This window comes from Enterococcus sp. HY326 (genome assembly GCF_026157065.1).
Classification (GTDB): Bacteria; Bacillota; Bacilli; order Lactobacillales; family Enterococcaceae; genus HY326.
Window position 1 is genome coordinate 12,431 of sequence record NZ_JANLGQ010000011.1, and the last position, 24,839, is coordinate 37,269.

Annotated in this window: 25 protein-coding genes and 1 pseudogene; 21 read left to right on the forward strand and 5 right to left on the reverse strand. The window is 35.7% G+C overall.

Annotation, left to right across the window (positions count from 1 at the left end; all coding sequences use genetic code 11):
* Positions 1-252 precede the first annotated feature (252 nt).
* The 16 genes from ORH16_RS17890 (at position 253) to ORH16_RS17965 (ending at position 18,131) form a co-directional block, all read left to right on the forward strand.
* Positions 253-1,422, forward strand: a complete 1,170-nt coding sequence (locus tag ORH16_RS17890; protein ID WP_265460264.1) for a replication initiation factor domain-containing protein — start codon at positions 253-255, stop codon at positions 1,420-1,422.
* Between the two features lie 12 nt (positions 1,423-1,434).
* The gene (locus tag ORH16_RS17895; protein ID WP_265460265.1) at positions 1,435-1,695 is read left to right on the forward strand and encodes a hypothetical protein; all 261 of its coding nucleotides are present in this window, start codon (positions 1,435-1,437) and stop codon (positions 1,693-1,695) included.
* Between the two features lie 11 nt (positions 1,696-1,706).
* Positions 1,707-2,078 carry a helix-turn-helix domain-containing protein gene (locus ORH16_RS17900; RefSeq protein ID WP_265460266.1) on the forward strand — a complete coding sequence of 124 codons (372 nt, stop codon included), beginning with the start codon at positions 1,707-1,709 and terminating at the stop codon, positions 2,076-2,078.
* A gap of 40 nt (positions 2,079-2,118) precedes the next feature.
* A complete protein-coding gene (locus ORH16_RS17905) occupies positions 2,119-2,520 on the forward strand; it encodes a hypothetical protein (RefSeq protein ID WP_265460267.1) in 402 nt (133 codons plus the stop codon).
* Entirely contained in the window at positions 2,513-6,814 is a 4,302-nt protein-coding gene (locus ORH16_RS17910) for an isopeptide-forming domain-containing fimbrial protein (RefSeq protein ID WP_265460268.1), read from the forward strand. Before ORH16_RS17905 ends, ORH16_RS17910 begins: the two co-directional genes overlap by 8 nt.
* Before the next feature lie 57 nt (positions 6,815-6,871).
* Positions 6,872-8,659 carry a conjugal transfer protein gene (locus tag ORH16_RS17915; protein ID WP_265460269.1) on the forward strand — a complete coding sequence of 596 codons (1,788 nt, stop codon included), beginning with the start codon at positions 6,872-6,874 and terminating at the stop codon, positions 8,657-8,659.
* A 2-nt stretch (positions 8,660-8,661) separates the two neighbouring features.
* A complete protein-coding gene (locus ORH16_RS17920) occupies positions 8,662-8,877 on the forward strand; it encodes a TcpD family membrane protein (RefSeq protein WP_265460270.1) in 216 nt (71 codons plus the stop codon).
* 22 nt (positions 8,878-8,899) lie between these two features.
* The gene (locus tag ORH16_RS17925) at positions 8,900-9,262 is read left to right on the forward strand and encodes a hypothetical protein (RefSeq protein WP_265460271.1); all 363 of its coding nucleotides are present in this window, start codon (positions 8,900-8,902) and stop codon (positions 9,260-9,262) included.
* A gap of 36 nt (positions 9,263-9,298) precedes the next feature.
* Positions 9,299-9,685 (forward strand): TcpE family conjugal transfer membrane protein, encoded by a 387-nt coding sequence (locus ORH16_RS17930; RefSeq protein ID WP_265460272.1) that lies wholly within the window; start codon positions 9,299-9,301, stop codon positions 9,683-9,685.
* 48 nt (positions 9,686-9,733) lie between these two features.
* Positions 9,734-12,253: an ATP-binding protein gene (locus ORH16_RS17935; protein WP_265460273.1), complete on the forward strand. Its 2,520-nt coding sequence runs from the start codon at positions 9,734-9,736 to the stop codon at positions 12,251-12,253.
* A gap of 30 nt (positions 12,254-12,283) precedes the next feature.
* Positions 12,284-14,521: a CD3337/EF1877 family mobilome membrane protein gene (locus ORH16_RS17940; RefSeq protein ID WP_265460274.1), complete on the forward strand. Its 2,238-nt coding sequence runs from the start codon at positions 12,284-12,286 to the stop codon at positions 14,519-14,521.
* A complete protein-coding gene (locus ORH16_RS17945; RefSeq protein ID WP_322597313.1) occupies positions 14,521-15,558 on the forward strand; it encodes a lysozyme family protein in 1,038 nt (345 codons plus the stop codon). The genes ORH16_RS17940 and ORH16_RS17945 overlap by 1 nt, the downstream gene beginning before the upstream one ends.
* 17 nt (positions 15,559-15,575) lie before the next feature.
* Complete coding sequence (locus ORH16_RS17950; protein ID WP_265460275.1) at positions 15,576-16,184, forward strand: hypothetical protein; 609 nt, start codon at positions 15,576-15,578, stop codon at positions 16,182-16,184.
* 327 nt (positions 16,185-16,511) lie between these two features.
* On the forward strand, positions 16,512-16,670 hold the full coding sequence (locus ORH16_RS17955) for a hypothetical protein (protein ID WP_265460276.1): 159 nt from the start codon (positions 16,512-16,514) through the stop codon (positions 16,668-16,670).
* Positions 16,657-17,688: a C47 family peptidase gene (locus ORH16_RS17960; protein WP_265460277.1), complete on the forward strand. Its 1,032-nt coding sequence runs from the start codon at positions 16,657-16,659 to the stop codon at positions 17,686-17,688. Before ORH16_RS17955 ends, ORH16_RS17960 begins: the two co-directional genes overlap by 14 nt.
* Positions 17,689-17,786: 98 nt before the next feature.
* The gene (locus ORH16_RS17965; protein ID WP_265460278.1) at positions 17,787-18,131 is read left to right on the forward strand and encodes a hypothetical protein; all 345 of its coding nucleotides are present in this window, start codon (positions 17,787-17,789) and stop codon (positions 18,129-18,131) included.
* On the opposite strand, the gene ORH16_RS17970 is transcribed toward ORH16_RS17965, so the two are convergent.
* The 3 genes from ORH16_RS17970 to ORH16_RS17980 are packed head-to-tail and all read right to left on the reverse strand — an operon-like array spanning position 18,125 to position 19,790.
* Positions 18,125-18,562, reverse strand: coding sequence for a hypothetical protein (locus ORH16_RS17970; protein WP_265460279.1), 438 nt, complete (start codon positions 18,560-18,562; stop codon positions 18,125-18,127). The genes ORH16_RS17965 and ORH16_RS17970 overlap by 7 nt on opposite strands.
* A 20-nt stretch (positions 18,563-18,582) precedes the next feature.
* Complete coding sequence (locus tag ORH16_RS17975; RefSeq protein WP_265460280.1) at positions 18,583-18,951, reverse strand: Replication-associated protein RepC; 369 nt, start codon at positions 18,949-18,951, stop codon at positions 18,583-18,585.
* A gap of 2 nt (positions 18,952-18,953) precedes the next feature.
* The gene (locus ORH16_RS17980) at positions 18,954-19,790 is read right to left on the reverse strand and encodes a ParA family protein (protein ID WP_265460281.1); all 837 of its coding nucleotides are present in this window, start codon (positions 19,788-19,790) and stop codon (positions 18,954-18,956) included.
* A gap of 371 nt (positions 19,791-20,161) precedes the next feature.
* Between ORH16_RS17980 and ORH16_RS17985 the strand changes: the two genes are divergently transcribed.
* The gene (locus ORH16_RS17985; protein WP_265460282.1) at positions 20,162-21,142 is read left to right on the forward strand and encodes a replication initiator protein A; all 981 of its coding nucleotides are present in this window, start codon (positions 20,162-20,164) and stop codon (positions 21,140-21,142) included.
* A gap of 28 nt (positions 21,143-21,170) precedes the next feature.
* Here the strand turns inward: ORH16_RS17985 and ORH16_RS17990 are convergent, their stop codons facing one another.
* Positions 21,171-21,464, reverse strand: coding sequence for a BRCT domain-containing protein (locus ORH16_RS17990; protein ID WP_265460284.1), 294 nt, complete (start codon positions 21,462-21,464; stop codon positions 21,171-21,173).
* A gap of 494 nt (positions 21,465-21,958) precedes the next feature.
* On the reverse strand, positions 21,959-22,219 hold the full coding sequence (locus ORH16_RS17995) for a heavy metal-binding domain-containing protein (RefSeq protein WP_265460285.1): 261 nt from the start codon (positions 22,217-22,219) through the stop codon (positions 21,959-21,961).
* 169 nt (positions 22,220-22,388) lie between these two features.
* Between ORH16_RS17995 and ORH16_RS18000 the strand changes: the two genes are divergently transcribed.
* From ORH16_RS18000 to ORH16_RS18015, 4 genes and pseudogenes are all read left to right on the forward strand, one after another.
* Positions 22,389-22,904 (forward strand): GrpB family protein, encoded by a 516-nt coding sequence (locus ORH16_RS18000; RefSeq protein WP_265460286.1) that lies wholly within the window; start codon positions 22,389-22,391, stop codon positions 22,902-22,904.
* A 500-nt stretch (positions 22,905-23,404) separates the two neighbouring features.
* Positions 23,405-23,659: a transposase gene (locus tag ORH16_RS18005; RefSeq protein ID WP_265460288.1), complete on the forward strand. Its 255-nt coding sequence runs from the start codon at positions 23,405-23,407 to the stop codon at positions 23,657-23,659.
* Positions 23,660-23,724: 65 nt separating this feature from the next.
* A complete protein-coding gene (locus ORH16_RS18010; protein WP_265460290.1) occupies positions 23,725-24,105 on the forward strand; it encodes an IS3 family transposase in 381 nt (126 codons plus the stop codon).
* Positions 24,106-24,117: 12 nt separating this feature from the next.
* Positions 24,118-24,543, forward strand: a pseudogene (locus tag ORH16_RS18015) (IS3 family transposase); the annotation flags it as partial.
* Between the last annotated feature and the right edge of the window lie 296 nt (positions 24,544-24,839).

Here is a 24,839-nt window from a genome sequence, read left to right on the forward strand (position 1 = left end):
TCGACCAAAAAACTTACAGCTACGTGCGTTTGAACGAATGTGAAAGGGCGCAAGACACAAGGAATGCAAGGTGTGGTGACGAATGTCGCCACACCTGTAACCCCCGTACTCTAACAGGGGGGTAGTAAATCGGTAAATTGAGTGTATGGGCAGTGGTAAACCGTTGGTACGTAAGGAAAAATTACTGTCCCAAACATTTGGAAAAAAATGGCGATTTTGGGACAATGATTGCAGGTGGTGATTAGAGGTGAAATGTTAGATCAATTAGGAAAAAGTGTGCGGCTATCTCGTAAGAGATTACGATTAACGCAACATGAATTAGCAAGAGAAGTTGGTATTTCACGGAAAACTTTAGTCCGAATTGAAAACGGTAGTTCAGATGTTGGCCAAGATATGGTAGATAAGGTTTTAGATTATATTGCTGAATCTGAACGTCATGAGCCGTTAGAGTGCATTTTTGATTATGTGCGGGTGACGTTTCCGATGCATAATCAGGAACGATTGTTTAATAAGGTATTGCGTATTCGGCAAGAATTTTTTGCGGAAATAGATTCTCATCAATTTGGGTATATGGGAGTTTTTCAGTTAGATTATATCAAGGTTGCCTATTCAGCTAAAAATGATGATAGGGGACTGATGATTGAATTATCAGGGCAAGGATGCCGGCAATTTGAAGCCTTTTTACAGGCTCAAAATCGGACTTGGTTTGATTTTTTTTATGATTGTTTAGATTTTAACTGCCGATTTACTCGGATTGATATAGCGGTCAATGATTATAAAGAATATTTGAGTATTCCAACGCTATTAAACAAGGTTTTACGGCAGGAATTAATTTCAAAATTCGATTTATTCCGTTTTAACGGATCAGGTCGAATTTCAAAACGGCAGCAAGAAGGAACAACGATCTATTTTGGTTCTTCCAAAAGTGAGTTCTATATTGCGTTTTATCAAAAAAATTATGAACATGCAAAAAAATTAGGCCTAAGAGTTGAGGATATTCCGATAAAAAATCGTTATGAGCTACGTTTCAAAAATGATCGTGCAATGAATGCAATTTTAGAATATCTGAGATTGGGTAGCTTGACGGATATCATTTTAGGTGTCCTGAATGATTATCTTTTGTTTGTAGATGGCAAACGTGGGGTAAAGCGAAAATACTGGAAGCCGAATAAAAAATGGCAATTTTTTATCGGAGACGTTGGGGCTGTGAAGCTAGTAACTGAACCTAACGAAAAATTATACGAGCGAACGAGAAATTGGTTTCAACGATCGGTTGCTGCTAATGTGAAAATGCTAGAAGATATTGACGATATGATGGGTGAAAATACGGTTCGTGAAATGATTGATGAAGCAGAATTGAGCGATAAGCATTTGCATATTATTGAAGTGAAAGCAATGGAAATTGCTGATTTTATTGTGTAAAGGAGGGTAATGATGGTATTTGTCACATTTGAGGAATTAAAACGTGAGTTAAAACATAGGGTGATTACCTTATTGTGTGCCAGTGTTGAATTTATTACGGAATCTACTGCTTCAGATGCTTTTGAAGTAAGTGATAGTTTTGTTGAGTTAAAGCACTACTGCCAGCGGAAATATCCTAGTGGAGATATACCATTTCTAGATGTTGATAGAATTTCAGATGAATTTACTCCCAAGTTTTTGAAGGAATTAAAATTGGCGGTAGAAAAGCGGTAGGGGGGAGTTAATTGGCGGATAATGTATTAGGACAAAATATTAAACGACTAAGGAATATGAGGGGGTTAACTCAAGATCAGCTGGCGAAAAAAGTTGGTGTTCGATATAACAGCATACAAAATTATGAAGGGGGAGTATTAACGCCTAAAGGCAATAGGTTGGCCTTACTAAGTGAAGCATTAGAAGTAACGCCAGAATTATTGAAAGGAGAATTATTTCAGCGAAATGGGGTGGTTCAATATAAAGAATTTCTATGGTTTACTGAACGGTATCAAAAAGATACGATTTTATTGCGAAAGTATTTGTTAGAAAATGTTCATCAGATGAATAATGAGTTGTTGCTACAAGTCGTAGAGACAGCATATCGAAAGGCGTTGAAATAATTCAAGGTCTTATTTTTGTGTCTTTGAAAGAAGGGATTGAGTGATACGATTAAAAAATGAGCCTATTGTGACAGTTAGTCGATTGTTAAAAGCCTATGGCTTTAGCTGCCAACGAAGTGAGCCGACAGATGAAGATGGCGAACAGTTTATTGAAGCCATGTTACTAACTGGTCGAAGTGATTTGCCGTTTACACCACTAGTAAATGTTGTGTATGAGCGCTTAATCAGTAAGTCTCGGAACAGGTATGAAATTGTTGAGGGTTATAAAGAAAAAAATCGAATGTTTTATGACTTTTATCAAGCTGATTTTCCGAAAAAAGATGGTGAAGCTAGTCGTGTGATTATGTTTGCCAATCATTTAAATGGCTATGACATGGTGAAACAATTGCAACGGCATTTTGAACGAGTGAATGTAAAAAATAAAGGAGGTACGTATGATTAAGCGAGTAAAGCAGTGGTTATTGGCGCTTTTAATAGCGGTGTTGTCAGTAGTTGGGATTAGTCAAACAGTTCAAGCAGCGCGAGTAGAGGTTGATCCATCGAATCCGATTGTTGCTAGCAATGATTTATTCATTCCGAAAAATCCGTCAATGGGGAATCCGAATGATGCAACAATTGAGGTATCAGGCACGAGTGATTATACGCTAGAGGGTGAAAATTCTACTACACCATCTGAAGCTGCGTTTCAACAGGAGTATGGCAGTTTTAAATTAAAGCTGAACAATCGGAATGACTGGTCTAAGCTAAAGGTCGTTGTAGATCACGGTACAGTTGCGACTTATGATGGTCAACCTGTTCATGTGAAATTGGAATATTCAAATTTTGTAAAGTCGGATAAAGAACCTTCAGATTTTTATAATAGAGGGAATTACCTTAATTTAAGTAAAAATATTTTTTCGGGTTTCATTTTTTCTGGAACGTCAACATTTGATGTCCGATTAGTTGTTTTAGATAGCAATGGACAAGCGATTTTATTGGATAATGCGTATATGGGCTTTGGTTCTTTGAATCCGAGTGGAAGTGGTTCAAGTGATGGTGCTTGGTCTGAGGGTGTAGGATTTAATAAAATAAATACCAATGATTATTATGTTACTAACGATACATTGTTGGAAGAAGTTGTGAATCCTGCGACTGGTAGTGGTCAATTATTGTTGGGGCAACGTGTAGGATCAGCAGATACCGATGATTGGAATGCCAATTATGATAAATTAGGTGCTATTAATTATAATCGTGCAACTGTATCATTTAAATTGTCTGGAACAGATAATGTCTTTACAATTTATTCTGGTCGGGCGAATAATGATGCGTATACGTGGAACTCAATGACAACATCAACCTTATTTAGTGTAGAGCCTGAAAAGCCAGTGAAAGATGTAATGAATGATGCTGGTGCTTCTATTAATGGTGATTTGGTGCAAGCTGGCCAAACCCTAACATATGAAATTTCTCAAAAGGTATCTGTTTTGGGGCAAGATTTATTGGAACGATATAGTAAGTTTATGATTGAAGATCAGTTGGATAAAAATGTTACGTATTTTAGTTCTAAGTTAGTGGATGCAACGGGAAAAACGGTAGATGCAGATGGAAAGTATGTTTATGATGAATCTGGTCATAAGTTGACCTATACGGCTTCAGATAAATTTTTAACTGAAATGCCGCTAGAAGGGGAAACTTATCGACTTTTGGTGACAGTAAAAGTGAATGATTCGGTTGCGGATGGTGTAGAAATCAATAATAAAGCTATGGTTACGATTAACAATGTATCCAATAGTACAAATGAGGTAAAAAATAAGGTTGAAATTCCTAAAGCACCAGTAAAGAGTATTCAAGATGCGTCAGGAAGCGATTTAAATGGCAAATTGATTTTGTCAGGAACGTCTTTCAATTACAAAGTGACCCAACAGGTCACTAACGGCAATCAATTTACGTCATGGAAGATCACCGACAAATTGGATGCCAATGTGACATATAATTCTAGCCGTTTATTAGATGAATCTGGCAAAGCGGTAGATGAAGGTGGCAGTTACGCCTATGATGAAAAAAGTCATACCGTGACTTATAAGGCTTCAAAAGAATTTTTGTCTAGCATGAAGATGGCAGGTCAAAGTTACCAGTTGGAAATTAACGTGACGGCCAAAAAGGATATTGCTTCAGGCACGGTGATTGAAAATACAGCTACGTCAACCATTAATGACAAAGATCAGGTTACAAATAAAGTGACGGTGACAGTTGAAAATCCTAAAGCACCAGTGAAAAGTATTCAAGATGCTTCAGGAACTGATTTAAATGGCAAGCTGATTTTATCAGGAACGTCTTTCAATTATAAAGTGACCCAACAGGTTACTAACGGCAATCAATTTACGTCATGGAAAATCACGGACAAATTGGATGCGAATGTGACCTATAATTCTAGCCGTTTATTAGATGAATCTGGCAAAGCGGTAGATGAAGGTGGCAGTTACGCCTATGATGAAAAAAGTCATACCGTGACTTATACGGCTTCAAAAGAATTTTTGTCTAGCATGAAAATGGCAGGTCAAAGTTACCAGCTGGAAATTAACGTGACGGCCAAAAAAGATATTGCTTCAGGCACGGTGATTGAAAATACAGCTACGTCAACTATTAATGACAAAGATCAGATCACGAATAAAGTGACTGTGACAGTCGAAAATCCTAAAGCACCAGTAAAAAGCATTCAAGATGTTGCAGGAACCGATTTAAATGGAAAATTGATTTTATCAGGAACACCATTTTCATATAAATTGACCCAACAGGTCACTAACGGGAATCAATTTACGTCATGGAAAATCACGGACAAATTGGATGCGAATGTGACGTATAACTCTAGCCGTTTATTAGATGAATCTGGCAAAGCGGTAGATGAAGGTGGCAGTTACACCTATGATGAGAAAAGTCATACGGTTACGTATACGTCTTCAAAAGAATTTTTGTCTAACATGAAGATGGCGGGGCAGAGTTACCAGTTAGAAATCAACGTGACGGCCAAAAAAGATATTGCTTCAGGCACCGTGATTAAAAATACTGCTACCTCTACGATTAATGACAAAGATCAGCTTACAAATGAAGTGACGGTGACAGTTCCAAGTTTAGAAGCAAAAATTTACAAGACTACGTGGCAGCCTATTTCAACTGTTACGAAAGAGGAAGAAACTGCTGATAGTAGTTCTAGTGGCGTGTTAGCTAATCTATTGTTTAATGTGGCTTATGCTGCTGATTCTGATGAAGCGGACACTAAAACAATAAACGGATTAACATATACGCTCCAAAAACAAGCAGGTGTGACGTATGAATTACAGGCAGTTGAAGAAATTTTATATGGTGACGGAACAGTTGCTTATGCAGCAGGTGAGGTAGCGGATACGCAAACGACAGATGCGAGTGGATATGCAACTTTTACTGTGAAAATGCCAGGAGAGTATGAATTTATTGAAATTTCAGCACCTAAAGGGATTCAAGTAGATCCTACACCGATTCCTGTCACGATTGAAGCGGTGGGAGAAACAAATATCTCTGATGCAAAACAAACTGACTTGAATCAAAATGTTGTATTAGAAGGTACTAAGACTTTTGAACAAGAAGATGGTTCGTTTGTTGCGGAAGATGGGGCAACATTTGCCTTATTTAACGCTGAAGATATTTCAGTAGATGAAAATGTTGAGGTTACAGCCGATACTAAGTTAGCTGATATTGAGCTAGCTGAGGATGGTTCATTTTCTCATGTGACAGAATTAATCAGTGGTGAAATCTACTATATTTCTGAACAAAGCACTACCGAAAACCATGTTTTGAAAATGAATAAAATGTACTTTAAGTATGAAGCGACAAATAGTGATGAAAACTACGTTTTCCATTTCTATGAAACAGGGTATACGGTAGAAGATGTCTTTATTCCTTATGCTGATGTAGAAGCATTGCTTTCAGAAGAAGTTGCGCAAGAAGATGAAACGACAAATTCAACAAGTACAACAGAATCTAGTAATGAGGGTAGCAGTTCTTCTTCTGAAGAAAATCAAACGACAGAATCTTCTGAGGTTACTACTGAAACAACAAGTAGTAGTGAAGTGACTGAGGAAGAAACGGTGCTTGCTGATAATTTAGTGAGTTCTCATGATGCTGCAACAGACGAACAGTTATTGGATATTCAAAATATCTTAATTACTGAAAATAGTATTTCTAAAGCGATTCAAAAAGAAGATGGCTCTTTAGTAGATAACTATGATGGCCTTCAGGATCAGGAAACTGTGATTTTTGTCGGGACTGTGAATATTGGAAATAATAATGCAGCTGGAACACCAATTTCGTTTAGTGATACATTACCTGAAGGGTTAAGTTATAACTCTTATACTGTTTCGGATAGTGAAGGAAATGATGTGACAGATCAAACAACGATTACAGTTGATGATCGAGCTATTTCGGTAAGTGTGAATCAGGATTATGCAGATACCTTGTCACAAACATATTTGAAGTGGACGATTGATACAACCTATACTCATGACACTAGATTAGAAGGGACTACATTAGAAAATACCATGCAGTTAACGGTTGGTGACGAAACAACCGAATCAAATGTCGTGACGTTGACACCGCTCATTGTTCAAGGTGGCAAATTACCACAAACTGGTGAAATTGTTACTGGATTGTCGCTTGTTGGGGTTCTATTGTTACTAAATGTGTTGTACTTTAAGAAACGTCAGTTAGCCGATGAAGAAGAATAAGATTGCTGGAAGGAGCCTTAGCAGGTTCCTTCTTTTATTTAGCTAAAGGAGGTACTAATGGAAATACAAAAAATTGTTGCATGGGCTGTTTTATTATTGTGTCTATTTTTTGCGTATCAGTTTATTCAAGACAGACGGTCAAAAAAGGGGGCTGGTAAAGAAGTGGTGAAAGCAAAACGGGCAAAAAAGAAACCTGCTTTTGGGTTTTCGTTTCCAAAGTTTGAAGGGAAGCAGCGGCAGAAGTCAGTTGCTACAACAGAACCTTTTTCTTATGAATTAGTTGTGACCTTAAAAAATGGCCAGAGTAGAAAAGAAAGTTTCTCGGCTTTAGAAAAATTAACTCGAAATGAAGCGTTGAAAGAGCATTTCATTCTTTCGGATGGCTTTTTAATGATTGATGGTGTTTCTGTGGCGATGGGAGATATTGCTGCAATTTCTTTAAAAGAAAAGGAAGCGTTCGACTTTTTTGATCTTCCAGAAGAAAGTTTATCGTCAGCTATTTATGATTTACCTGAAGAATCACCAACACTTCATGATAAAGTTGTGGAACAAGCTGCTCCTGTTGTTTCTGGTTCTGATGTAGCTTCATTTGACTTGGAACAGATGAAGGCAATGCGATTGGAATTAGATTTAACACAAAAAGTTTTAGGTGAGCGTACAGGGATTCCACAAAAGCGGATTTCTAGTATTGAGCGGTTGCTGGTTACGCCAACGTCCGAAGAATTGAAAAAAATTCAGAAAGAGTTGGATATTTCATTTGTTGAAAATTCAAATGAAAAATATTTTGCTGAACCTGATCTAATTGAACAAGCTGCATTTCCTGATTCTGATGGCTCTATTAGTGCAGTAGAAAAAGAAAATGCGTATGTTTATGAGTTTGATGAGGTCGATAATGCGAGTGTTGGCCAAAAAAGGAAGGCTAAAAAAGAAAAGCAAATTCCTGAAGCAAAAAGAAGTTTCTCTAAAATTGCTCGTGTTGGAGTTTGGGTACTTGTACTAGGATTAGGGGCTTCAGGCGGTATGGCTTTTGGAGCAGCAGCCACGGCTAATGTGAGAAGCGCTCAGGCACAAGCCGCTGTTGAAAGTGTTCAAAATCAGTTATCAAATCCAGAAGAAATTGTTGATGATACGACACAAGTTGATGCTTATTTTAGTCGGTTTTTACCAATCTTTTTGAATAGTAACCCGCAAGATAATGCGGCCAAAACGGTTCGAGAAGAAACTTTAAAGGAATATTTTGGTGATCCTTCTGTTGTAAGTTCGTCTAGTTCCTATATTCAAAAGCTAACGTCTTATAAGTTGTATGAGATCAGCCAAGAGGACATTCAGCGTGTGGCTAAGTATTTGGTGACCTATTCTATTGAAGATACTGAAGAAGATAGTACGGAATTAGTTGTTAATCAGCTAATCAATATTCCGTTTAATAGTGAAAATGGAGTTATCGCAATTTCTGAGATTCCTTATTATACAAGTGCGCCACAAGATAAGGGGTTGACAGGCCTACAAGAAAATTCAATGAATGATGAATCTGAGGTGCCTTCTGATGAAAGCAGCGAAGTTACTACGTTTTTAGAACAGTTTTTTTCTAACTATGCGACAAACTCTTTAGAGGATATGTCGTATATGATGGCTGATCCTGAAAGTTTAGATGGTGAATACGAGTATGTGTCGTCTGATAATCGAGTGTATGCAGGACAGGATGGCGGCTATATTGTGAAGTCGGTTGTTGAATTTACCTTGAAAGATACAACATTCAATCATAAAGAAAATATGACGATAACATTAAGTAAAGTTGATGGGAAGTTTTTTGTTTCAGAATTAAATCATACATTAGGAGGAAATTAAGTATGCCAAGTTTAAGCGGATTTTTAACATGGGTTAAAACTGAGGGCGGTAACGCCATTTGGATTGTATTAGTTGTTTTTGCGGTGCGGTATTTATGGAAGCAGGATTGGGGTAAAATGGTTGGATTTATGGTAGCTGCTGGGGCAGCTTACTTTGTTGTTCAAAATCCAAACGTTGTGTCGTCGGCATTATCTAAAGTAGCAGAATTGTTGTTCTAAACAGAATTTAGGGGGGATTGTTATGGTGGCCATAATAAGTGGATTGTTTCTTATTTGTACTTTGCTGATAGGATATGTGATGGAATTAGATAAAGAATTGCGAAATGTTTACACGAATCCAATTTTCAAGGCAGCGATATTAGAAGATTGTTTAAACGATATCGACAGAAAAAAGAAGTATCTTAAGCGATTGAAACAGGCGGAAAGAGCGACAAATGATGCAGAGATAAGCACTTATGCAAAAGAATTGGTAGATGCCTTAGAAATACAATCTTTATCCCTTTATGACATTAATCATTTGCGATCTGAAAATGAAAAATTAGTTGCTAGAAATTTTGAGTTAGAAGAATTACTAGCAAAACAACAAAAAGATTTTGACGAATAATTTGTCTGTATGAATTGCTAGGAAGGGGGTTGTTGCGTGAAGCAATGTTATAACTACAAATATATTTTTGACGAACCCGCAAAAATACGGAAATTATGGAAAATCACATTACCTGTGGCATTACCATTGGCTCGATTTATGATTATGGTCGTGGTGATTGCGATTCTATATATTTTTTTTAGAGGTGTGATTGAGTTTTTAAATTCATTGTTAGGCGGTTTGCAGTATTTGATTTATTTAGGTGTCCCGTGGATTATTTCGGGAGTTATTTTGAAGTTAAATCCTGATGGTCAGAAGTTGCATTGGTATTTATTTGATTTAGGTAAGTTTATGTTTTTGATTTTTCTTCCTAAGAAGAAATTTTGCCAAGATGAAGTTGTTCATTTACCAAAAAAAGTTGTGTTTCAAAAATATGAGGAGTAGAGCCTAGTTAACGCTAGGCTCTTTTTTAAAAGGAGTTGGATAGCAAGTATGGCAGTAGACACTGGAATTAAAACGTACCAGTCCCCTTTAAAGACGATACATAAAAATATGTTGCTGACAAAAGAGGGCTACGTTTGGGCGTACTATCGTGTATTACCAGAGGAAACGAATTTCGGGAATTTAGATAAAATTGAGGAATTTAAACGAAAATGGACAAATGTTTTTCGGAAAACCTTACCTAGATTCAAAGAGTTTGAGATTTTCATGTTTCCTAAAGATAAGCAGCTGACAAGCCGTTTTGAGGATTTTCAAAAAGATTTAGCAATGGAATCTTATGCGTTAGGTACGGAGTATATGAATCGGACAATCCATTCATTAAAGGAAAATTTAGGGGAGATCACGGAACCTGATTTCATTTTAGGTGTGCGGTTAAAAGATGTGTATTCCAATGCTAACCCTGTTGATACCGTGAAACGTGTAACAGCGGATGTAACCGATAAGGTTTTAGTCTGGTTAGGCAAACGTCAAGTTGTGGATATGGAGATATTTTCTAAAATTAAAAACTTGGAAGAAGAATTGTTTCGGTCGTTGCGCTCTAGAAAAGCCATTCGTTTAACTGAAGATGAAACAGTCTATGTCAATCGGTATAACTATATTCGGCATATGGAACATGATGCAGCGTTTGAGGTGCGAAATAAAGATCGGATTACGGATGCGGTGATTGATCCTATTTCTGATGTCGGATTTTTACATTTAGAAGCTGATATCGGTAAAAGTGTGATGGCCACTTTACCAATTGCGAATTTTGAAAGTATTAATATTTCTAATAATCATTTGTTTCAGTTGGCTCAAAAAATGGGTTTTCCTTGTGAATTACGGATAAAAGCCTGTTATGTCGAAGCTAGTGGGTTAACTGGATTTTCTTCTAAGGTAAATGCAAAAAAAAGACGATTCACGACTGAAGCGCAAGATACAATGCAAGCAGGTGATCCGTTAACAGATAAGTTAAAACTTGGGTTGCAGGCAACTGATCGTTTAGAAAATGAAATTGATAAAAATGAGCCTATTTTAAAATGGATGGCGTGTTTTGTCATTGGTGGAAAAGATGTTCGGCAATGTCGTGTTCGTGGGGATTCTTTGATTTCTACGATGGATAATATAGGCATTCGGGTTGTACGGCCAACGGCCAAGCAATTAGAACTCTTTTATCAAGAATTAGAAGGCAAGAGTATTGAAAATCAGCGAGATTATATGCAAGTCTCTAATGGCCAAACGTTAGCGGAATCATTATTTGCGGTAACAAATAATGTGGGTACGAATGCTGGGTGGTATATTGGCCGAACGGATTATTATGATGAAACAGATTCCCTGAAAGAAAGTATTAAAGCTTCACGAAATATAGTGCTGTATAACTTCTTAGTGGCCAACCAAGGCCAAGAGCGGGCAATGACGGATAGTCCTCATATTGCGATTACTGGTGAAACTGGTAAAGGGAAATCTTATTTAACGAAAATGATTTTCTTTTATTCTTCTTTTATGAAGGTAAAGACCCTCTATATTGATCCGAAACAGGAAGTGCGGAAACAATTTCAACGGACGGTGAATGATTCGTATATGCAGCAACATTATCCTAGTTTTTTAAAGCATTTACGGTCATTTCATTATGTGACGCTGGATGCTAAAAATCCGAAGAATCAAGGTGTTTTAGACCCGATTGTTTTTTTGAAAGATGTGGATGCGAAAGATACCGCACAAGCTATGATTAGCTCCATTTATGACCTGAAGGATAAAGAAGAAGTAGAAACAGCATTGAACCGTTCATTAGATCGAGTGATTGAACAGCGGGAATTAGGCGGACAAGTAGGATTTTTGACTGTTATTCGTGAATTGCAAGGGTCTGATGATGTCAAAATTAAGCGTGCTGGCGATTTGTTGTGGTCGAAGATAAATAATAGCGCGTTGCGTTTAGGCTTCTCTGATGGTAAAACAGACGGTTTAAATTTGAATCAGCGTGTGACTATTTTAGAAGTTGCGGGTCTGGATTTACCAGATCAAGAAACGACAATGAGTGACTATACGGATGCCAATAAAAAATCTGTTTGTCTCATGCTTCCGTTGGGTAAATTTTGTGAGAAATTTGGAAATGCCAACAAACAAGAATATACAATGGAAATTTTTGATGAAGCGTGGATTTTTGAAAAAGCCAGAGGTGGCAAACAGATTTTAAAATCAATGCAGCGGGTCGGTCGATCGTTTTGTAATATTTTGGTGTATTCTACTCAATCAGTAAAAGATACTCGTGATGATAAAGGAACCAGTTCTTTCGGGACAATATTTGCTTTTGACTGGAAGGATGAACGATCAGAAATTTTATCTCATGTAGGAATTGAGAATACTGAAAAAAATCAGTTTATGTTGTCTAAAATGTGGAAGGGACAGTGCTTATTTAGAGATATTTATGGCCGTGTGGCTAAACTAAGTGTCCATAATTTGTTTGAAGAATGGGATTTGGCAATGAAAACAGTTGAGCGGACAGCTTCAAGTGCTGCTGAAGAAAAATATGCGTAAGGGGAGGGTCATTTGAAAAAGAAAGTTTTCGTGATAAGTATTTTTTTAGTGTTGCTGGTAGGCTTCTTTGGATTAGGGACACCTGCTTTTGCGGCCGGTAATGTGGCGGATATTTCTTCTGAATACAATTTGGACAGTTATCAATCGTACATGACAGAAGATGGCTGGAATTTTATGCGGAGTTTGGATGCGTCAACTTGGCTAAATAATGGTGCAAATATCTTTTTTGACTTTAATAAGGTTATTTTCACGACATTGCGTTTAGGTATGGATTTATTCGGAAAAAGTAGTGTGTTAAATTCTTATATTAGCACGTTTAACGGCTATTCTAAAGCATTGTATGATACTTTGTATGCGAATTTTGGTTTAACTTTAATCGTGATTATGGTGCTTTATTGCTTGTATTTATTTATTTTCAAAAGTTCCCAACGTGCATGGAAGCAAGCGGGGTCTTTTGCAGTGGTCATGATTTTGGCTTTTGGTTGGAATGCAAAAGGTTCAGAGTATGTTGCATGGTTTAATAATATTTCAACGGAAGTCCAAGCGAGTTTACTCAATGCAGGGTCGAATACTGGCGGTGGCAGCAAAGATGAAGCTGTAACAGCCATGAACAATACGTTGTTTGAGTTGTCGATTCAGGAACCGTATTTGCTGATGAATTATGGGACTGCGGATGTATCAAAAATTAATACTAGTGAGGAACCTGATAAAGCCTATGAATTGCTGTTTTCTGGTGAAAGTTCAAAATTAAAATATGACGAAGTAGATGAGGTATTAAATAATGTAGCCGATAGTAATGAATATTTACAAAGTTCTAAAGTGGGTTGGAAAGTCGTGGTTGCGGGTCTTTCGCCAGTAATGACACTGGCAATTGGGATTCCACTGTTAGTTGTCCAATTTATGAATTTCTTTGTTGAGGTGTTGGTCTTGCTAATAAGTGCGTTTATTGGACTAGCTTTGTTCATGAGTTTAATTCCACGTTTTAATCGTGCGATTTGGAAGGTACTTGGTTCCTTACTCGGAGTATTTGGTATTCGTATATTGTTAGGGCTAAGTTTGCTGCTATTGACGAGTGTGATTAAACTAGTGCGGGCTGTCATTGTGACGGATGGTGTCGGTAGCTATATCTTACAAGTCATGACTATTTGTGTTGTAATTGTGATTTTGTGGAAGAAAAAAGATACCATTTTGTCTATGATTACAGGTGGTGTAATAGCGACTACCAGTGGTGCCGTAGGCAAACAAATTATTCAACCAGTTAAAGACAAAGTGAGTTCAGCTGCTAAACTAGGAATAGATGTTGCTGGTTTGGCTGCATTAGGTGTTCCGCTTGCTAGTAATGGGTTAGGCGGGATTGCTAGCCTTGCGAAAGATAAGGCGAAAGAAAGCTATGCTGTTAAGCACCCTAGTGACGCTGCTACTGATGATAGAGACGACGAGGACGAAAAAGAAGAAAACAACAATTCTCGAAATCGGGTTCCTGATATACCGACTTATGATAGTATTTCCGATAATCAAGGTCAGTTGCCTATCCTATCACCTGAAACAGATTCAGATAAGCAAGTTGATTTATTGGAGGATATCTCTGATACATTGGATAAACAGGAAAATCTAACTGAAGATGCGGAGGATGCTATTCCTGTTGTTGAACCTATTGTTGAAGTGGATTCAGATGATTTGGTGACTGATAATTCTGAAATAGAGCCAGTTGTCGATCTTGATGTTGATTCTGATGAATCAGATTCGCTTTCACCTGATTTCCCTGAAATGGAACCAACTATTGAAGTCGATGGAGAAGATTTAGAGGTTGCAGCGAGTACATTGGAACCTGTACTTGATGCCGATAATTCATTAGGATCACAAGCACCGATGGTTACGGAAATGGATGCTGCGGATGTTTCTTTATTAGATGGGAATCAGAATGAATTTTCATTAGATAGTACAGAAAATAGTTTGGATAGAGTAGCTGCTGATGAATTATCTGGAACTAGTTTAGATACAATGACTGGCCATGATGGTTCTAGAAATAACGATTTATTAGATAGCATAGATGGTTCGATGCAAGGTAATTCCTATGTTGCTGGTCTGTCTGAGAATCAAGTTGATTATGGAGATAATTTCTCTACGAGTACAGAATTATCTTATGGTTTCAATGAAAATCATTCACATACACCACCTAAAATTGTTCCGTTTGACAGACCAAAGCGGCCAAGCATTGAAGATCAAGCAGACTTCAATGAAAAATTGAATGAAATGAGGAACTCCTAATGAAAAAAATGGCATTAGGAGTTTTATTATTTATTGGCGTTGTGTTTATGGGCTTTCTTATGATTTTGGGTGGGGGGTTAAGTGAGAAGAAAGTAGCTGATGTTGGGAGTATAGGAAACGTTAATTTACCTGAAGAAGTCCTACGTTGGAAAGATAAAGTAACTACTGAATGTCAAAAAAACGAGATTCCTGATGCCGTCCCTTATATTTTAGCGTTGATTATGGTGGAATCTGGCGGGAATGCAGAAAAAACGCCTGATATCATGCAATGTAGCGAATCTAAAGGATGGCCGCCAAATACTATTCAAGACCCGAACGAATCTATTGAAATTGGTGTTGCTTATTTTGCTAGTGGGTTGAAAAGTGGTGAAAATGTTGACCCCTTGAATGTTATTCAAGGCTATAACTATGGTTATGGCTATTTATCTTTTTGTGACGATGTCTATTCATTTGAAAATGCGATAGCTTTTTCTAAGCAGCAGTCTGGTGGACAGCGAGTAACTTATATCAATGTGATTTCCACTAGTCTAGGTTATTCATGGCGGTATAACTATGGAAATATGTTTTATGCTCAAATGGTGAAACAATATCTTGGTACCGAAAATAATCAAGGGGGTTCTGGTGAGTATGGTTTCATTTTGCCTGTGCAGAATCCTATTGTTTCAAGTGGGTTCGGCCCTCGTGTAAATCCTGTTACAGGTGCGTATTCTAATCATAATGGACTAGATTTTGCACAACCAGCTGGTGACAAAATTTACGCCGTTGCGGATGGAGAAGTTGTAATTGCACAAGCTGATGGTGTGCCTGTTAGTGGATATGGAAATTGTGTGATTATTAAGCATGATGATGAACTGTATACGTTGTATGCTCACCAAAGCAGCATGGCTGTACGTGTTGGGGATAAGGTGAAGCAAGGGCAAGTAATTGGCTATGTAGGCTCTACGGGGCAATCAACAGGGCCACATTTACATTTTGAGGTTCGGTTAAGTTTATACGGTAATTTTGTTGATCCCGCAACGGTGTTACCGATGCCGTAAAATAGAAAGGAGAAAATATGAAAAAAAGTTGGCTAGTAATGGCTGGTCTGTTTTTATTGTTCGGAGGAACGATTGTGTATCTTACCTTCCAAAATGATGATTTAAGGCAAGAGGTAGCGACTTTAGAAAGTCAGCAGTCTGCTGCTTCTATTATTACAGTTCCGAATAGTTCTTCTAAAGAAATCACCACAACAAGCAGCAGTGAACCTTCAGAAGTAGCTGAGGAAACAAATGATAGTGAGCAAGACACTGTTGTAAGCGAGGAGCCGTTGAATGTGGTGAATGAAGATCAAGTTAGGTTGCTAAACGAAGCGCTGGTAAACACGTTTTATGGTACAAATGAAAATCGTTTAGAGTTGCTGCAATCTTATTTGACCGCTGAATTATTTGAGGAATACAATACTTTGTCAGCAGATGAAGTTGATTCCACTGAATCAGAGGTTGGGGATAAAGTTGCGTATTATAGACAGGTTTCTGATACTGAATTTCAGGCAGTTAATTTTATTTTGATGTCGAATCATGGAGACGAAAATAGAATTATTATGTCTGTCACCTATACTTTAGAAGAATCCGATTGGAAAGCAAGTTCCTTTACCGTTGATTTAATTGCAAAAGTGACAGAATAAGCATAAAAGACCTAGATTTTTGTCTAGGTCTTTTTTTTAGTTCTTAGATAGGTGATAAATGGCTGTGAAACTATTTTTTTGTATTGGAGGTCTAATGCTTGTTAGAGCAGAAAAAAATTGATCCAAATTTTTGGTAGTGCATATATCAAAAGGTTTCAGTATTTTGAAACTCGGTTTTATATTGAACAATATCTAATTTGTAGAATATCACAAAAAATTTATATTATTCAAACAATAAAAATATATTTAAACTATATTATTTTATTTTTCAGTATGTTATCATTGATGAAACCGGTAAATAATTCAAAATAAGGATGGAATAATTCTATGAAAAAAGTGAAGTTTTTATTTTTGGGAGTATCTGTATTGACTGGATTGCTTTTAACAAGTGATATTGTAAAAGCTGAATCAGTTGGCTCTGAAAGTAGTTTAGTAGTTGAAAGCCCTGTAATTGCTGATGAAGCTCAAGAGTATGCAAAAAAATAATTTGCAATATTATTTGGGTGGAATGATTCATGAAGGTGATCTTGATTCAACAGTTACGAAGTATGAATTAGGACAGGGATTCAAAATGATTGATGGAGAAGGCAGTGAAGAAGGAACTACGCTATTTCCAATCTATTTCGAAGATGAAATAATGTCAATTTTATATGTGAGGAAAACTGATAATGAATATTCAGGAAATTTGTCTAGTAATTTAGTTGAAGAAATTAAAGATATCTTAAACAACAATGTTATAGATGAGAATAACCCCTTTAAATTTTATGCTGAAGATGGAAATATATATTCTTCTTTAAATGGGCAAAAGACACTTATTTTTACTTTTCATGTAACCACTGCATCTGACGATGAACTCAATGTAGAATCTGTGCTATTTTCTCAAAAAAATGAAAATAAAGTCATTGATGATGACGAAATATTAACAGTAGTCAATCAGGAAGATTCTATTTCTTTTGAAACTGAAGGTATGACTCCTAAAATTACTTCAAGAGGAGTAGTAATTGATAAGTTTAATTACAGAATTCACCCTTGGAATGTTAAAGCTGTTCAAGATTCTAGACCTTGGTGTGCAGCTTTTGCAGCAGCAAACATTTTAAATAATAAGAATGATGCTCGTTCTACTACAGCTGAAGACATTGCTAGATATTTAGGTGTAGGAACGAATAAAGGGATGAGTGATAATCAAATAATTCAATATGCTAATTCAAGGGGAGTATATCCTTACAAAGTTGGGCGTCCTATGACTTGGACGGAAATACAAAATGAAGCAAGAAAAAGTAATGCGATATGGGGAGCATGGAGAGGAACTGGAAACATGAATGGTTTCTATCATGCAATAGATGTTGTGGGGACTTATTATGACGCCATGTTCGACAAAAAATGCTATTGGGTTAGTAATCCATGGTATGCTAATTTAGAAATTATTGCAGCGGACAAATCTCAAATTGTGTACAATATACCTGGTGGTTCTTTTATTTGGGAACGATCAATTACGAATTGGTAAAATTAATTCAATGATTGACTGAAAAAGGATTTTGTTATGAAAAAAAAATAGTAGGTTCCATTATAATTATATGTGTGATATGTGGAGGAGGCCTTCTAGTGTTCTCTAAAAATAATTCTGGAAATTTAAGGGATGATAAGACAATTCTTCAGTTAATTGGGAAATGGAAAACTGAAGGGACAGAGACCATGAGCAGTGTCGAGATAGACAAACAGGGGAATTTATTATTGTTCAATATTGATGGACAAAAATATTTAACCAAATTAGAAGGTTCGGAAGAAGATAATTTGTTCTTTCAAACAGAAAAAGAGGGTGAACAATTCAATCGTATAGTTGTTTCACTATTGAGTGATAAGGAAATTATTCTGAGTATTCAAGCTCGTGATAGTCAGAATTCAACTGGGGTTTCAAGACCTTTAAATTATTATAAAACTAATCAATAGGGAAAGTCTTGTATCCCTAAAGTATGTTTCAAAATAGAACAGCTTTTTTTGAATTTTGATAGATATGCTGAAATATAGATAATCGAATAATCACCACTATCCATTTTCTTATTATAATCAGAATCTGCTGCATAATATGTGAGATTATCGGTATCTATATCGTAATAATAATGATCCAAGTATTTGTTTGGTTCTTCTTTTGATGGTGAGTAGGATTCTATAAGTAGAGCCTTTGTATTGCTATCTTCGTATATTTTGAAGCTAAAATTATTTTCAATATCAGAGTAGTCTATATCTTCAGAGGCATTTGCTACTTCGAGATAATTGACTACTTTGTCGATAGCTTTTTGTGCGTTTTCAGATGGCTCATTTGATGAACAACCCACGAGTAAAAGTATTCCGACTAAAAATGGTATAATATATTTTTTCATGAATTTTCCTTCTTTCCTTTTTATTTGGTTTTTTTATCTCTAGCTTCATAAGTTTTCATATACATGTCGAACATAATTCTTTGTTCATTTTCAAGAGTATTTTCGGCTCTATCAATTAGAAAATTAATCAAATCGTCTTGAGTATCAAATTCTAAAGTATTTTGTAAAGAATTAATTCTATTTACATTGTATTTTTGGATTCGGACTGTACTGTATACTTTATTTTTTCTTGGGCGTCCCATTTTAGCTTTGGTATTTGAAGCTTGTTGATTTTCTTTTGCAAATTCTGAAAGGTTAAAGGTTGAAACTGGCTCTGATATTTTGGTTGACTCTATCGGTTTCGTTTCTTTTTTTGATTTATTTGTTTTTTTGAATTCATATTTTGGCATAATTAATCCTCCGAATTTGTTCTATTAATTATTTCGTCAGCCAGTTGATTGTATAATTCATGGACTTTGCGGTCGTGAAAATCATAGACAGATGTGTACCCTTCCTCTGAAATTCCTTTTCGATCATATCTTTTTAGTCTTTCCATATGTTTGATAATTGTAGTGAAAATCATATCGTCACCAAAAGAATCGGATGCGTCCTTAATTATCTGATTGTCTATTCCTGAATCGTTTTTAAGCAATACAGGAAGAACTCCTGCAATATCAAAATCTATTGCATCGTATTCATTGTATAATGTTTGAAGGTACTCCCAGAAGGCTTCTGCACCGTCTAATGATCTTTGTTGAGTTTGTAGTACAATTACTATAAAGTCAGAAGAATAGAGTGCTGTTCCTGTAAAGATAGATAAAGTTGGCGGTACGTCAAAAATTATATAGTCATATTGATTTTCAATCGGCTGTAATAGTTTTGTGAAAAATGCCATTCTTTCCTCTTTATAATTTGGTGTATTAGGTAAAAAAGTTAATTCAAGGAAATCTGGATAATCAACGAAATCTTTATGTGAAGGTAGTAAATCTAAATTTGGCATTATATTTACAATCGCAGGTTTGATATTTTTTTCTTGAATTGCAACCATCATGGTTTTCTGAATAACTAGTTCTTGATTATTTTGTAGGCCGTATGTTCTTATTAAAAGTTGCGTAGAATTTGCTTGAGGGTCTAGATCACAAACCAAAACTTTAAATCCTTTTTTGGCTAACTCATAAGCAACCATAACAGAATTTGTAGTTTTACCAACTCCACCTTTGAAGTTTCCAAAAACAATCTTTTTTGCCATAACTCATTCTCCTTTATCATTTCTTACTACATAAAGTATCTTATCATAGATACTTTCTTACTACAAATATTTTTTATTGAAATTTACTATTTTACTATCTTACTATTCTACTACTTTACTATTCTACTATTTCACTATTTGTAGTAAATATCTATTTAAATAAAGTTGAAATGGTTGATATTAAAGCATCTATACTATTGAAGATTACTATTCTACTATCTTACTATTCTACTATTCATATATCTTACTATCTTACTACTTTACTATTCTACTATTTTACTACATAAAATAAAATGGGGTATTCAAATAAAAAAAAGTCTATTAAGCTAGTTATATAATTTAAAGTCGAATATTTTAGAGGTAATCCTATTATGAGTAATTTTGAATTTTATAAATCAACAGAAGTTTATCGGGAGAAATATTTTCAGTTGCCACAAATATTTTTTACGAGTGAAAAGTATCGGTCAATGTCCAATGATGCTAAGATTGCTTATACGCTTTTGAAAGATCGTTTTGATTATTCGATTCAAAATAATTGGGTCGATGCTGACGATAATATCTATTTCATTTTTACGGTTGTTGAGCTAATGAACTTGCTGAATTGTCGTGAAGGTAAAGTCAGCAAAATCAAGAAAGAGTTGGAAGCGTGCGGCTTACTATTCCAAAAGCGACAACCGCCTAAAATTGTGAATGGCCAAAAAGAAGGACAACCCAATTATTTATATTTAGGTAAGCCAGTAGTAGCTGCAACAGATGTCTTTCAAACGGATTCTTTGTCTTCTGTTTCTCAAATTGCGAAAATCGCAATTCAAGAAAATCCTTGTCCTGATAACTTTTCTCCTCAAATTGCGAAAATCGCAATTCAAGAGAATCCCAGTGCTGACGTGGGTTCGTCCCAAATTTCGAAAATCGCAAACAATCTATTTAAGACTTCTTTAGATACTTTAAATACAGATACAGTAAATACAGATACTAAAAAAGATGCTGACCTTGATGCGGAATTGCTAGCAACATTTCATTTGACTAATGATCAAACATTTTTAGCTGAGAATACCCTTAAATTTATAGGCCTATTTTCAAAAACGTTAGATCAAGCTTATTCAACAGTCGGGATTGTGTTGAGAGCTAAGAAAGCTGCTGAACAACAAGAAAAAAGAGTGTTGGTTGCGGAGAACTGGCAAGAGGAATTAGATTTGCAAGTACGTAAAGTAATTCAAAAATTACGGACAGATCATACGATTCAAAATGCAGATAATTATTTGTTTAAAACGTTGACGCTGTTTTTTGTAGGGTGTATTCGTCAAGAAGTAGTGTTACACCAAAACACGCAACAGGCAGGTAGTTTTAGTTAGACTGTTTTTGAAAAAAGTATTTTTGATGTTAGTGCTGTTTTGACAGAAAGATATCGAAGATAAGCTCTAAAAATTGAGATTCCGATAAGTATTGAATGTGCTGACCGCTAGCAGTCAGAATATCTGCTTTTTGTATCTTTTTCGATGGTGTATCTGTTTCTAACAAGTTAACAGAGCGAACTCCAATTACTAACATTGTGGTTTGTGTAGTGACGGTATTTTGTGGCTTTCCATTGAGTGAATAGACAAGTGCATGCGCTTGTTGTCGGGTGAAGTTTGTTAAGGTACCAGTAAAAACGATGTAATGATTTATTAAATCCATAAACAAACTCCTATCATGACGTGAGAAATGGTATACGAAGTATCACTTGCATGTGACCATCAAGTCATTTTTTTGTGGTTATAAGTTAGCTTAAGTTTAGCATAGGTGTATGAGTTTTCAACTAATCGTATGATTCAATATGTTTTTTTGGATGGAACAAGTGGTATACTTTTTGTAAGAAGCAGATAGGTTGAGTATCTTCTTTTCTGACTGATTACCACCTCCAAAATAACTCCCTATCTGCTTCAGTTTAAATAACACTAGTTGAATATGAGTGTATAAAAATTTCACAATCTTTTGAATTGAGGAATGGGATAAAACTTAGATTCTGTAAAGACATAGTTTGTGAAATAGTTAGATTCACAAACTTATCGGCTGAAATGGTTGGCAGTGGGGCTACTTTGGATAATGGGCATTATGTCTACTAACTGTTAAATAACGACTTAATTGGTTGTATCACTTGTTCTGATTCAAATTATATCCCAAAAATTCAATTAGATTTCATTTTCTAGAAATACTGCAGTTCCAATGACAGCTGGGATAGCTCTATCTGTCATGGAAAATGAAATTCCTAACACTGCATTAGCACCTAATTTTTCAGCATTTTTAGTGATATCACTCAGTGCTTGCTCTAAATAATCAGCAATAGCCGTTATACCTCGTATAGCCCTGAGTTTATCATCATATCCATATACAATCCCTAAATCTTTCACAATTTTTTTACCTGGGTAAGTAGTGAGTGTTGATGTAATCATGTAAGCCTCCTTAAAATTTGGTAGCTTAATTATATCAAATAAAGAATTCCGCTTTGTATAAGGAAGATTATGTCGATTAACTCAAGGATTGGGAGAAATGATTATATTTACAATATATAGTTTTGGATAGTAAAATAATATTTGAAATTTAAGATGTGGAGTTTGATGTATGAGAAAAGTTGAAGTAGTTCCATATGACGAAAATTGGCCCAATCAATATAACGAGGAGGCAAAAAGAATTTTGAATTTGAATCAATCAAACATAATTAACATTGTCCACATTGGAAGTACAGCTATTCCTAATATGGCAGCAAAACCAGTGATAGATATGTTACTGATTGTTCGCAACCTTGCTAAGGTTGATAATACAAAACTAACAAGTATCGGCTATGAATGTCATGGCGAAAATGGTCTAGCAGACAGAATATTTTTTTCTAAAGGTGGAGATAATCGTAGCCATCATTTGCATGTATTTCAATTTGATAATATAAATGAAATTCAAAGACACATATCCTTAAAAGAATATTTGATTAACAACGATGAACGACGTCAAGAATATGCTGAGGTAAAAACCTTACTTGCCGAAAAATTTCCTGAAGATATTGAAAGTTATATACGAGGAAAAAATGATTTGGTAAAAAAAATAGAACGTGAATCACTAATCTTCACATGGAAAAAAATATAGACTTGATTTCAAGATTCCACTAAAGACGAAATTAATCTACTTGGTATAACGTAACTTATGTAAATTAAGAAGCTAGCTCTTTATGGGCTTGCTTCTTTTTATAAAGAGGACTATGTGAACTATATTTAGCAGCTACCATAGCTATGCTGACAACTACCTTATTTAACTTTGGTCATCTTCCCATACATAATCAGAGTAAAATTTTTGAAAGATAGTTTCTCGAGTAGTCTCATTTTTTTGAACAAAGTTTCTGCTATAGACCTCCATTGAAAACTTAAACACTTTAATATTTGCTTCATTTTTTGAAGCGTATTGGTCTCTATGCTACACTTTTTGAAAAGGCTAAAGAGGTGGTCATTATGTCAGAGATTGTCAACTTCACACCGAATTGTCAGGATAGCGAGCTCTTAAGTAATATTTAACTCCCTGATGGATGTAGGATAGAAGTTGAGACAGATTTTGAGAGAGGGTAAACTAATCTCAAAGGAAGGTGTCTTATCATGCTAAAACGCTACACGAAAGAATTTAAAGAAACAATTTTAGAGTTGCACAACCAAGGCAAATCAGCACGCCAGTTATCTTTAGAATATGAAATTGGATATTCTACTATACTAAAGTGGGTCCAAGGAGCCACTAGAACAAGTCCTGGCGGACTTACTCCAGATGAAGCCAAAGCCCTAAGAAAGCAATTAAAAGAAAAAGACGAGGAACTCTTCATCTTAAAAAAAGCACTCGGCCTGCTGGCAAAGAAATAGAACTCATTGAATTCATCCGTCACGAAAGCGAAGCAGGCCATCATAGTGTATCGAAGATGTGTCGTTTGCTTGGCATATCTAGAGCTGTGTACTATCGAAAAATCAATCATACACCCTCCAGAAGAACAAGCGAACAAGCTTTATTAGATCGTCGAATTCTCCGTGTCTACCACGAAAGTGGTCGTGTCTACGGTGCTGGGAAAATTCGTTATCTACTTGCACAAAACTATTCAGATTATCGGAAGATCAGTATAAAACGTATTCAAAGATCAATGAAGCGCCAAAAGATTCGATCTATTGTTATTAAGAAATTCAAAGCTGGTAAGCCTGCCAAGAAACTCTTAAATAACTATCAAAATTTATTGAAGCAAGATTTTTCTACTACTGGTTTGAATCAAAAATGGGTGGCTGATATCACATATATCCATACGCTAGAAGATGGATGATGCTACCTTTCAACCATCATGGATCTTCATTCAAGAAAAATTATTGGTTATCACTTCGATCGTAATATGACAACCGCTATTGTAGAAAAAGCCCTTGAAGACGCTGTTTCAAATAGAAACGTTGGAAATGGACTGATTTTTCATACCGATTTAGGTTCGCAGTATACAAGTAATGACTACGAAGAAAGACTGAAAGAATTAACTATCACCCATTCTTACAGCCGTAAAGGCTGTCCCTACGATAACGCAGGAATTGAATCATTCCATGCATTATTGAAGAAAGAACATGTGTATCAACGGCCAACGTATCAAACTTTTGAGAAAGCAAGGCGACAAATTTTCAGTTACGTTCAAGGATTTTATAACAACCGCAGAATTCACAGTGCGTTAGCTTATTTGTCTCCTGTTGAATTTGAGAAAAAAATATTGGCTGCTTAGCATAAAAAATCTCTCGTAAAAAGTGTCTCAGCTATTGACTCTAATCCAACAAAAAAAGAAATAGTATCAATACAAAAAAGCAACCTGTTTTAAAAAAGACAGGTTGCTTTTTTGTATTAGTAAGGATTTCAACCGCACCGTATAGTTAAAATGACAAGAAAAAAATTTAATTTTAACTTTATAAATATATCTTGTTTTAGTTAAGAATAAGAATTTTTGGTTAACTTACAATTTCTAATCAAAGTTCTCTTCTTATTTATTATATATTCTCAGTTATTTATTGTCAATACGTTTTT

Bases quoted from the DNA above. Each gene is read 5' to 3' on its own strand.
- ORH16_RS17990 (WP_265460284.1), bottom strand. From the start codon at position 21,464: ATGGATTTAATAAATCATTACATCGTTTTTACTGGTACCTTAACAAAC.
- ORH16_RS18005 (WP_265460288.1), top strand. From the start codon at position 23,405: ATGCTAAAACGCTACACGAAAGAATTTAAAGAAACAATTTTAGAGTTG.
- ORH16_RS17935 (WP_265460273.1), top strand. From the start codon at position 9,734: ATGGCAGTAGACACTGGAATTAAAACGTACCAGTCCCCTTTAAAGACG.
- ORH16_RS17955 (WP_265460276.1), top strand. From the start codon at position 16,512: ATGAAAAAAGTGAAGTTTTTATTTTTGGGAGTATCTGTATTGACTGGA.
- ORH16_RS17915 (WP_265460269.1), top strand. From the start codon at position 6,872: ATGGAAATACAAAAAATTGTTGCATGGGCTGTTTTATTATTGTGTCTA.
- ORH16_RS18000 (WP_265460286.1), top strand. From the start codon at position 22,389: ATGAGAAAAGTTGAAGTAGTTCCATATGACGAAAATTGGCCCAATCAA.
- ORH16_RS17985 (WP_265460282.1), top strand. From the start codon at position 20,162: ATGAGTAATTTTGAATTTTATAAATCAACAGAAGTTTATCGGGAGAAA.
- ORH16_RS17995 (WP_265460285.1), bottom strand. From the start codon at position 22,219: ATGATTACATCAACACTCACTACTTACCCAGGTAAAAAAATTGTGAAA.
- ORH16_RS17945 (WP_322597313.1), top strand. From the start codon at position 14,521: ATGAAAAAAATGGCATTAGGAGTTTTATTATTTATTGGCGTTGTGTTT.
- ORH16_RS17980 (WP_265460281.1), bottom strand. From the start codon at position 19,790: ATGGCAAAAAAGATTGTTTTTGGAAACTTCAAAGGTGGAGTTGGTAAA.
- ORH16_RS17975 (WP_265460280.1), bottom strand. From the start codon at position 18,951: ATGCCAAAATATGAATTCAAAAAAACAAATAAATCAAAAAAAGAAACG.
- ORH16_RS17910 (WP_265460268.1), top strand. From the start codon at position 2,513: ATGATTAAGCGAGTAAAGCAGTGGTTATTGGCGCTTTTAATAGCGGTG.
- ORH16_RS17925 (WP_265460271.1), top strand. From the start codon at position 8,900: ATGGTGGCCATAATAAGTGGATTGTTTCTTATTTGTACTTTGCTGATA.
- ORH16_RS17970 (WP_265460279.1), bottom strand. From the start codon at position 18,562: ATGAAAAAATATATTATACCATTTTTAGTCGGAATACTTTTACTCGTG.
- ORH16_RS17895 (WP_265460265.1), top strand. From the start codon at position 1,435: ATGGTATTTGTCACATTTGAGGAATTAAAACGTGAGTTAAAACATAGG.
- ORH16_RS17890 (WP_265460264.1), top strand. From the start codon at position 253: ATGTTAGATCAATTAGGAAAAAGTGTGCGGCTATCTCGTAAGAGATTA.
- ORH16_RS17960 (WP_265460277.1), top strand. From the start codon at position 16,657: ATGCAAAAAAATAATTTGCAATATTATTTGGGTGGAATGATTCATGAA.
- ORH16_RS17950 (WP_265460275.1), top strand. From the start codon at position 15,576: ATGAAAAAAAGTTGGCTAGTAATGGCTGGTCTGTTTTTATTGTTCGGA.
- ORH16_RS17920 (WP_265460270.1), top strand. From the start codon at position 8,662: ATGCCAAGTTTAAGCGGATTTTTAACATGGGTTAAAACTGAGGGCGGT.